This is a genomic window from Bowmanella yangjiangensis (assembly GCF_018531185.1).
GTDB lineage: Bacteria > Pseudomonadota > Gammaproteobacteria > Enterobacterales > Alteromonadaceae > Bowmanella > Bowmanella yangjiangensis.
Map to the genome: position 1 here is coordinate 832,586 of NZ_JAHDJU010000003.1, position 9,247 is coordinate 841,832.

A 9,247-nucleotide genomic window follows, 5' to 3' on the forward strand; every position below is an offset into this window, starting at 1 on the left:
GATATGTGGTATTTCACTTGGATACTTGGCGTATTGCTGGCCTGTGCCTTTGGCATTATCAATGCCATGTGGCTGGAGTCCACCGAAGACATGGACAGAAATGACTGAGCATACCGCCGGACTCAGCTTGTCGAAGTGGCTTTATCAGCAGGGGGCCGCCTCGCGCGGCGCCCTGCATCTACTGACACTTCTGGGTTTGGCCGGTTTCACCTGCCAGCTCGGTTTATTTTGGTTTGTTAGCCTTGCGGTTGACGATCTCATCGTCAATCAACAGCCGCCAGCCTCCACTACAATGCAGGGCGTAGTACTGACGGCCGCCTTATGGCTAGTGTTCGATTATCTGAAACAGCAACTTACCCAACGCACACACTTACAGCTATGCCAGCGTTTACAAGCGCAGTTGCATACGCAACTCCTGCGAGGACAACTGGCCTTAGTGCGTCAAAAGCCTAATTTTTACTGGCAGCAATTATGGTCGCTGCATATTCCTGCCACGGCAGATTTTCTCACCCGTTATCAAGTGCAAAAGCAACTGGCGGTTTTAGCCCCTTTACTGGCCCTTGTGTGCCTGTGGCCAACAAGTTGGCTGATAGCCCTGCTAATGTTCGTTACCTTACCTGTCGTTCCTTTATTTATGTATCTGGTAGGTAGTGGCGCTGCGGCTCGGCATCGCCGACATTTCGCTGCACTGACACGCTTAGGCAGCTTATTTGCCGACCGTCTAAAAGCTGCCGACCTGCTCCTGGTGCATCAGGCACATACCAGCCAACAACAACTGCTGAAAAACGCCAGCGATGATTTAAACCAGCGCACCATGAACGTGGTTAGCCTGGCGTTTTTATCTTCCAGCGTACTGGATTTTTTTGCCACCCTAGCCGTGGCTTTGGTGGCGGTGTTTGTGGGTTTCAATCTATTAGGCGAAGTGCAAATTGGTCCGGTGCTGAGCCTGCAACAAGGGCTGTTTATATTACTCGTCGCTCCCCTTTGCTTCAGTGAACTGAAAACGCTGGGCCGTCTTTATCATCAAAAGGCCGCCGCCGAAGCCGGCGCCGCCGAACTAAAACCCATTTTAGACATGCCGCTGCCCCCTTCTCCACAGGGATATTTTACGGGGCTGGACTGGCTATCGGTGCAATCGGAGCATCCTCGGCTACATGCTAAAAGACTGGTCTTACACCGCAAAGATTGGGTGCAACTCTCAGGTCCCTCAGGTAGTGGAAAAACCCTGTTGCTGGAATGTTTACTTGGACAGCGGCCATGCAGCCACAAAATGCAGGGGCAAGCAGTATTGTTAACCCAACAGGCTATTATTACCCCGCAGAGTCTGCGCGATAATCTGTGCCTGGGGCATGCGCACAACGACCAGAAGCTTTGGGACATCCTCTCGCAAGTTGAGCTGCATGATTGGGCCAGCAATCTCCCCCAGGGCCTGGAGACACTGATGGGGGAACACCCGCCATTATCCGGGGGCCAGGCTCAGCGCGTCGCTTTAGCACGGGTTTTATTGTCTGACGCCTCACTGGTTTTATTGGATGAACCCACCGCCCACCTGACCGACGAGCAACATCAGCGACTCTGCCTGCTGCTCAGGCAACAACTGGCCGAACGCACACTGGTGTGGGCATCTCATAAACCCTTGCCAGAAGCATGGTTTAATCGTCATTGGCAGACGGATAACCTCGAGGTGGTCAGCCGATGAAATCTAACCTGCTGGCCACGCTGTTGGCGGCCGTCCATGTCTCTGCCGGCCTTATCTTACTGATTTTCTCCAGTTGGTTTATCGCCGCCTGTGCCATCGCGGCGCCCGGCTTTAACTACATGTTACCTGCAGTGGTTATCCGCGCACTGGCGTTGATCCGCATTGCCTCAGGCTACGGCCAAATGTGGCTTGGCCATAAACAACTCCTAACCCGACTGGCTGTTACACGCTTAGCTTTATTCCAACGTCTGCAGGACAGTCGTTTACCGCAACAAGATGCCAGTACCGAAGCCTTGGTTCAGCATACCGAAGCCGTGGCAGCGTTGTGGGTTGCCTGGATAGGACAACATGCCGGTGTGATCTTGATGATGCTGATTAGTCAGCTCACTCTGCTGTGGCTCCTCCCCACAATGGCAGTGTATGGCTGGGCGTTACTTATCGGCGGAGCGCTGAGTTTTGGCTGGGTATGCATAAAGGCGCTGCGCGACAGTGAGGAACTATTAAAACAAAAGCAAGCATTCAGGCAGTACAGCAATGGCCAGCTAACGAGTTGTTCTTTATGGCATTTACAAACTAACCTTGCGCTAGCAGATGCATCGGCAATGTGGCAGGCACAGCAGACCGTTCAGGCCCGGGGCGATAATGCCGTAAGGCGTTTACATCTGTTAAGTCTGGTTCTACTCACCACCATACTGCTACAAGTACCCCAAGCGCTGTTTGGCCAGGCCACCATACTCATCCCTATTATGCTGCTGTTAAGCGCACGGGACTGGTTAGCAAGCCCCTTACGCTCTCAACCCGTCCTGGCGGATTGCCTGAATGGAAAGTCACAGTTAGCTAACCTCGCCATCCATAAGCTGACGCGCCAGGTCTTAGATATACCGCTGACAGAACTGCATATCCGCCGCTTGAAAGTGGACAACCGGCCACTACCACCAGTAAGCCTGAGTATGAAACAAGGCCAGTTATTGCTGCTGCAAGGTAGTTCCGGCTCAGGAAAAACCAGTTTACTGCAAGCCATATATGGGTTTATTCCCTATCAGGGAGAACGTGTGGTCAATAACCAGGTACTTAGCCAGGGCTTGGTTGATAGCTGGTATTTTGCCGAGCAACAGCCGACTTGCTTGGCAGGTAGCCTCAGGGACAATCTACAGATTGCCAGACCAGACGCGACAGATACGGCATTACGTGACGCATTACAAAAAGCTAACTTAAGTCACCTGGAGCGGGCTTTGGATGAGTGGTTAGGAGACACGGGACGTAGATTAAGCGGCGGCGAGTTGAAACGTCTGAATCTGGCCAGAGCCTGGCTAAGCGATGCACCGCTTTGGTGTCTGGATGAACCTTTTGAGGGATTGGACAGCCATCAGCAGAAGCTGATGGCCGACAGTATCAACCTGGCAGCAACGGACAGAATCGTTATCCTGGCTAGCCACTTACGCCCAAGCAATCTCAATATCAGCCATAAACTGGATATTGATAAGCTCGCTGAAGTTAATACCGGTGCAACGCATCAGGTGGGCTAGGCCAACATATTCAGACTTTTCAGTTCCTGATTGGTTTGCGCTTCCAGCTCTTCCATGGTTTTACCATGGGGAACCGGCAAGCGAGTATCGGGGTCAACCCGCACGAAGACAATATCATCGGCAAAGCAGATGGTCTTCTTGGTGGCTTTGTTACGCACCAGGCAGGAAACCGTGATAGAGGTGCGACCGACTTTTTTGGTCGCCAGACCAAATTCCACTACGTCGCCTTGCAGCGCGGGAGACTCAAAGCTGATTTCGCCAATGTGTTTGGTCACCAGATGATTGCTTTCCAACTGACAAATGGCATAAATCGCCGCCTCTTCATCAATCCATTCCAACGCACGGCCACCAAACAGAGCATTGGCATAGTTAAGATCATTAGGCATAACCAGACGACGAGATAAAAAGCGCATTCGAATTCCTCTACAGCTATAGGATAAACTAGTGGCTAAGTATACCAGTTATCTGAGCATAAGGCCGTCGTGCAAAACGCTTTTCAATCCTGGCTAAATGAGCGCCAGCAAGGACAATTCCACCGTCAGCTACTGCTGATTCAGGGGACACCAGACTGGGTTTGCCAGCAGGCACAAACACTAACCCACGGCAGTGAGACGCTATGGATTAGTGAGGAGCAAGTCCCTTGCAAGGCATACCGACAGCAGCTCGGCAGGGAGTGGGATTGTTTAGTCTATGATTTGCGCTCTGGCGTCAGTGCCAACGCATTAGTGGCCCTCTCTGGCACAGTGCGTCGCGGCGGATTGATGGTGCTTTTAGCCCCCCCCATCGAGCATTGGCAACAAGACCTGCCATCGTTACCAGGCAAACAGTCCTTCGGCACTGAAAAATGTACCGGCGTTTTCAATCAATGGCTGTTAGAGAAACTGCAAAGCGCCTCTGGTGTGGTGATATATAACCAACAAAGCTTTCGTGGCGAGAATATGCCGGTATTAACTCGGCCTAAGGATGTTCCCACGCCTTATGCCAGTCATGAACAAGCCATGGCAGTGCAGGCCATCCATAAGGTGGCAAGCGGACACCGGCACCGGCCATTGGTGCTTACCGCAGACCGGGGCCGCGGAAAAACCTCGGCGCTTGGCATTGCCGCCGCCCAGTTGATGGCACAAGACAAACAGATCCTAATCACTGCGCCGCATTTGGACGCCACAGACCAAGCCTTCAACCACGCCCAACAACAATTAACCGATGTACAGCGGGAGAAAGGTTATCTCAAGGCACAACAAGGATGTCTGAAGTTTGTGCCGGTGGATGTGCTGATACGGGAGAAACCACGCACTGATTTGCTGCTAGTCGATGAAGCCGCAGCTATCCCTGCACCGCTGTTGAAAAGCTTGCTGAACCAATACAGCCGCGTGGTGTTTTCTTCCACCGTGCATGGCTATGAAGGCAGTGGACGCGGCTTTGAAATTCGCTTTAAACCTTATTTAGAGGCGCATCGTCCACAGTGGCAAAGCCTGCATATCAGTGAACCATTGCGCTGGTATCAGGACGACCCGCTGGAACAATTCTGGTTTGATACCTTGCTTATGCAGGATGCCCCTGCACGCCCATCAATGTCTGATCAGCCTTTGTGTTTGCAACAACATAGCAAAGCGCAACTGGCGGCAAACCCAGTATTGCTACATCAGATATTTGAATTATTGGTCAATGCGCATTATCAAACCAGCCCGGACGATTTGCAGCGCATGCTGGATGCGCCGGATATGCACATCTATTCCCTGCAAAAGCAGGGGCAATTGCTCGGAGCCATGCTGGTCATGGTTGAGGGCGGCTCCCCACTCTCTTCTCTGGTCGATGCCATCAGCCTAGGCCAACGGCGGGTTCAGGGCCATTTATTGGCACAAAATCTCAGTGCTTACCTGGGCGAACCGGCGCTGGCAGCCCTTAGTTACTGGCGCATTGTGCGGATAGCCTTACAGGCTAATTCGCGCCGGCAAGGTTTAGGGCTGTGGATGTTAAACGAGCTTGCAACAGCGGCTAAGACCAATGGCATTGATGCTTTGGGAACCAGCTATGGATTATCTAATGAGCTACTGAGATTCTGGCAAAAGGCCGGGTTCATGCCCGTCCGCCTTGGCCACAAGCAAGATGCCGCCAGTGGCGAACACAGCTTGCTGATGCTGCAAGCGTTAAGCGAGCCGGCCAAACAGGCCCAGCAACAATTAACCTCGTACTTCAGTCAGGAATTTCAATATCTATTGCCCAGTACCTTTGCGCAGCTGCATGCTCCCTTGCTCTTACAACTATTCGGCATACTTTGTCAGCCACAAATACTTGGCCACAATGATCGTCGCTTGTTGATAGCCTTTTCATCAGGCACACAACCACTTGAAAACTTGCACTTGGCCATGCGAAAACTGCTTAGCCAACCCAAATGCAAAGTGCATCCTGGCGCAGAGCTCGCTTGTCGCTATGTGTTGCAAGGATGGAGTATCGCATCGATTTGTGCCGAATATAATGTGGCTGGTAAACGTCAATTATCTGAGCAACTAAGAGACTGGGTTATTGTGGCACTGGACGAAGCACTTTAATATCGCCCTCGACCCTCTCCCTGGCCGCCACCATCAGTTCGCCGGTTGGATCAACATCAAAATGCCAGATAAAGTGCCCTGAGGTTATTAACGAAGGGGCGCTTTGCTCATTTAACGCTAACTGCCAGATCTGGATCCCATTGTCCCATTTTGATTGCCAGTAAAGACGACCGTTAACCAGCTTAATATTGATTAACTGATTGGTATGCTGGCCATCCAACCCTGCTATCTGTTCGCCAGCCTCATCTAAAGATTTTTTGCTTTGCAGTGCACTCGGTGTAAATACTAACCAGCGTTTTTCATGCCAGTCGTAATGCACAGTCAGTGCCTCAATCGCCCATTGTTGCAGGATAACCCCTTGCCGATTGTACAAACTCAGGTTGTTACCATCGAACGCAAAAAGCCGATCTTCATCCACCCAGCCCAGACTTAACAAGGGACCACTAAGCTTTGCGTTGAACTCAGCAATTTCTCCCTGACGACCATATAAGACAATTTGCTTATCCCGGTTAGACAATAACGCACTATTGTCCGGGCTCCACTGCAAAAAATCAGCATAAGCATTACCGCTATACTGGGACAACCTCGTCAGCTTGCTGCCTGCCTGTAAATAAACCTCACACACACCACTGCGCCTTGACATAAAGGCCGTTTCTCCCAATGGGTTAGTGGCTGGCAGATAATCGATGGATGAAGAAGAAAACAATGGCATATTCAACTTGTTGCGAATATTTACCTGCCAGGACTCACTGGCCACAAACAACTGGCCATGCTGGTCGGCGGACACAGAGGTAAACACGCCCTGCGCCGTATTGGCCACGACAACCGGCTCATGGCCTAGGGCTTGCTCAAGCACCCCACCCATCTGGCTAGGATGGTTAATTATCAGGGTCTCGCGTTTAGGATTATAGGATAACAACCACACCGGATGCTCCCATTCCATCATGGTCTTACCCGCGAGCGATACTAAGCGGCTGCCCTGACCTAATCGGTTGATCAGGTAAAAGATCTCGTCATTCCAGGCCCGAACTGCCCCCCGTATCGTTTCATCTGCCTCTAGATGCAATGGCAGGAGAATAAGCTGACCTGTACTAACCCGATACAAATAAGGTAAGTTCTGGTGGTTTCGTTTTAAGATCACCACCAGTTCGTCCTGGCTATTCCAGACCGGACGCTTTGCATAAGTACAAGGTAAGGGACGACTAACATGAATACTGTCCAATTTATCGTCTGATAAATTCAGCAAACACTGACCTTGTTGATATTGCCAGTATGCCAGTAGCGAGCGCTCTGGATGCCACTGGGGAAGACTAATCCGGGTATCCACTTGCCGACTTTGCAGCAAATTGCCACTCTTGTCGGTTACCTGAAGTTGGTTAATATCCTTCACATAGGCAATTAAATCCTGGCTTCGATGGGCACTGACTTCAGCTTCCAATCCAAGTGCATAGCTGACATCCGTCAATTCATACTGTACAGGAGGTGGCGCGTCATACCTGCTGCCTAAACTTGCTACAGCTGCGAACCCAGCCACACTGACGGCGCCCCAGCCCAGCCATTTGGCCCAGGAGAAGGAAGAAGATCTGGGCAGCGCAGTAATAACAGGCGCAACCCTTGCACCCATCAGGGTTGCATTGGGCAAAAAACGATACCCCCGCTTGGGGATAGTTTTTATAAAGACGGGCTGACGAGGCGAGTCATTAAGCAAGCGCCTCAGCTTGGTAAGCAACTGATAAAGGCTGTTGTTGTCAACGATAGTGCTAGGCCAAAGTGACTTTTCCAGCGCTTCACGGGTCAGCAAATGCCCTTGCGACTGACAGAACAACAGCAACAAACGACTGACCTGAGGCTCAAGCTTGTGTTGCTCACCGCTTTGGGTATCTACCAAGAGATCCTGACCGCAGATAAACTGAAACTGAGCAAATTGCCAGTTCTCGACATCCAAACCGTCCATGCTGAATACTTGCCTTTCCACAGCCGAGGAACCTTTTAACACCTGTAGATGCGCAACATACTTTTCCATCAGACAAAGTCAACATGCGTAACACCCTGACCAAGATAATTCAGATAAAAGTCAGAGATGATCGCCTCATTGAGATTAGATTGAATGCCGTCTTATCAAAGTGCATGTTTGGTGTCTTTACGACTCCAAAGCTTCTTTGGCTGGGCTCTCCCTGCTTTTTCTTCTCTGTAGCCAAGCCGTTAAGTGCTTCTTAAGCCAAGGGGCTAATGGACGTTCCACAAAGCGGTGAATAGCGTAAGCGGATACCAGCATCAGTAACGCCGCTGCAAACAACATCAGGTACTTGTTTATATGCTGACCATAGGCGTTAAACAACATATAGCCTATGTTTTGATGAATCAGATACAGGGGATAGGTTAAGGCGCCCCAAGCGACAAACCGGACTTTTCTTAATGGATGCTTATTTGCCAGCGCGCTGAATAACATCAGACTAAGAAAGAATAGATTCAGCCCAAGGATAATAAATTCATTGAACGCTGTGCCATACCAACCTTCCATCATGCTGGTAAATAGCCAGTTTTGACAGACTACAAAAACTAACGCCAGCACTAACATGAATGACTTCAATAGACTCAACCCATCTCTGTGAATGAGATAGAGCAGGCAACCTGTCGCGAAGTATCCCCACCAATGAGGAAAAGCGTTAGTCCAGAGATCGAATTCTTGCCCCCAACTGGTGAAAAGGGAAACCGTACACAACACCAGCGACACGCCAATCAACGGCAGAATAAAACGCAACCAGCCGAACCAAGCCAGGGCAAACATAATCAGATAAAACTGCATCTCTATCCACAAGGTCCAATAGGCAGATTCTATATGTTTAATTCCTATAGCGGCCTGGAACATAGTGGCATTGGCGGCAAGTTCAGCACTCGATGCCTGAAACTGGCTTTGATTGAAGTATAAAATACAGCTACCTGTTAGGAGCACCCCAATCCAATAGGCTGGATAGAGTCGGATAAAGCGAGAGACAAAAAACTTACCTGGTTCACCATCTTTGGCACTCATCAGGATCACAAAACCGCTGATAATAAAGAAGAAGTTGATACCCAGGTAAAAATAGCGGCTGTACTCGCCTATGCTATCAAAGCGAATATCGGGTGCGTAGCCCAGCATATACCCCACAAAAGTATAGTGAAATACCAACACCATCACTGAGGCGACAAAACGATAGAGATCGATCTCATAGAGTCGCTTATCCATTTACTACTCTCCCATCCGGATCAACAAGCCACTTATATCTGCCTGACATTACAGGATATTTCCTTGTGAGCCAGTGAAAGATATCGGCCTTCAGAAAAAATCAGATCTACGAGTGTTAGGTGTTAGGTGTTAGGTGTTAGGTGTTAGGTGTTAGGTGTTAGGTGTTAGGTGTTAGGTGTTAGGTGTTAGGTGTTAGGTGTTAGGTGTTAGGTGTTAGGTGTTAGGTGTTAGGTGTTAGGTGTTAGGT

The 9,247-nt window shown here is 50.2% G+C and carries 7 protein-coding genes; 4 read left to right on the forward strand and 3 right to left on the reverse strand.

The window, feature by feature from the left end; all coding sequences use genetic code 11:
- Window positions 1-3: 3 nt before the first annotated feature.
- The 3 genes from cydX to KJY73_RS19480 are packed head-to-tail and all read left to right on the forward strand — an operon-like array spanning window position 4 to window position 3,225.
- Window positions 4-108, forward strand: coding sequence for a cytochrome bd-I oxidase subunit CydX (gene cydX / locus KJY73_RS19470; protein ID WP_102796560.1), 105 nt, complete (start codon window positions 4-6; stop codon window positions 106-108).
- Window positions 101-1,699, forward strand: a complete 1,599-nt coding sequence (locus tag KJY73_RS19475) for an ATP-binding cassette domain-containing protein (RefSeq protein WP_214345286.1) — start codon at window positions 101-103, stop codon at window positions 1,697-1,699. Before cydX ends, KJY73_RS19475 begins: the two co-directional genes overlap by 8 nt.
- Window positions 1,696-3,225 (forward strand): ATP-binding cassette domain-containing protein, encoded by a 1,530-nt coding sequence (locus tag KJY73_RS19480; RefSeq protein WP_214345287.1) that lies wholly within the window; start codon window positions 1,696-1,698, stop codon window positions 3,223-3,225. Before KJY73_RS19475 ends, KJY73_RS19480 begins: the two co-directional genes overlap by 4 nt.
- Here KJY73_RS19480 and KJY73_RS19485 read toward each other — a convergent pair.
- The gene (locus KJY73_RS19485; RefSeq protein ID WP_214345288.1) at window positions 3,222-3,638 is read right to left on the reverse strand and encodes an acyl-CoA thioesterase; all 417 of its coding nucleotides are present in this window, start codon (window positions 3,636-3,638) and stop codon (window positions 3,222-3,224) included. The genes KJY73_RS19480 and KJY73_RS19485 overlap by 4 nt on opposite strands.
- Window positions 3,639-3,707: 69 nt before the next feature.
- On the opposite strand from KJY73_RS19485, the gene KJY73_RS19490 reads away from it, so the two are divergent.
- Window positions 3,708-5,774 carry a tRNA(Met) cytidine acetyltransferase TmcA gene (locus KJY73_RS19490; RefSeq protein ID WP_214345289.1) on the forward strand — a complete coding sequence of 689 codons (2,067 nt, stop codon included), beginning with the start codon at window positions 3,708-3,710 and terminating at the stop codon, window positions 5,772-5,774.
- On the opposite strand, the gene KJY73_RS19495 is transcribed toward KJY73_RS19490, so the two are convergent.
- Entirely contained in the window at window positions 5,746-7,749 is a 2,004-nt protein-coding gene (locus KJY73_RS19495) for a winged helix-turn-helix domain-containing protein (RefSeq protein ID WP_214345290.1), read from the reverse strand. The two genes, KJY73_RS19490 and KJY73_RS19495, sit on opposite strands and share 29 nt — an antisense overlap.
- A gap of 165 nt (window positions 7,750-7,914) precedes the next feature.
- Window positions 7,915-9,000 carry an acyltransferase family protein gene (locus KJY73_RS19500; RefSeq protein WP_214345291.1) on the reverse strand — a complete coding sequence of 362 codons (1,086 nt, stop codon included), beginning with the start codon at window positions 8,998-9,000 and terminating at the stop codon, window positions 7,915-7,917.
- Between the last annotated feature and the right edge of the window lie 247 nt (window positions 9,001-9,247).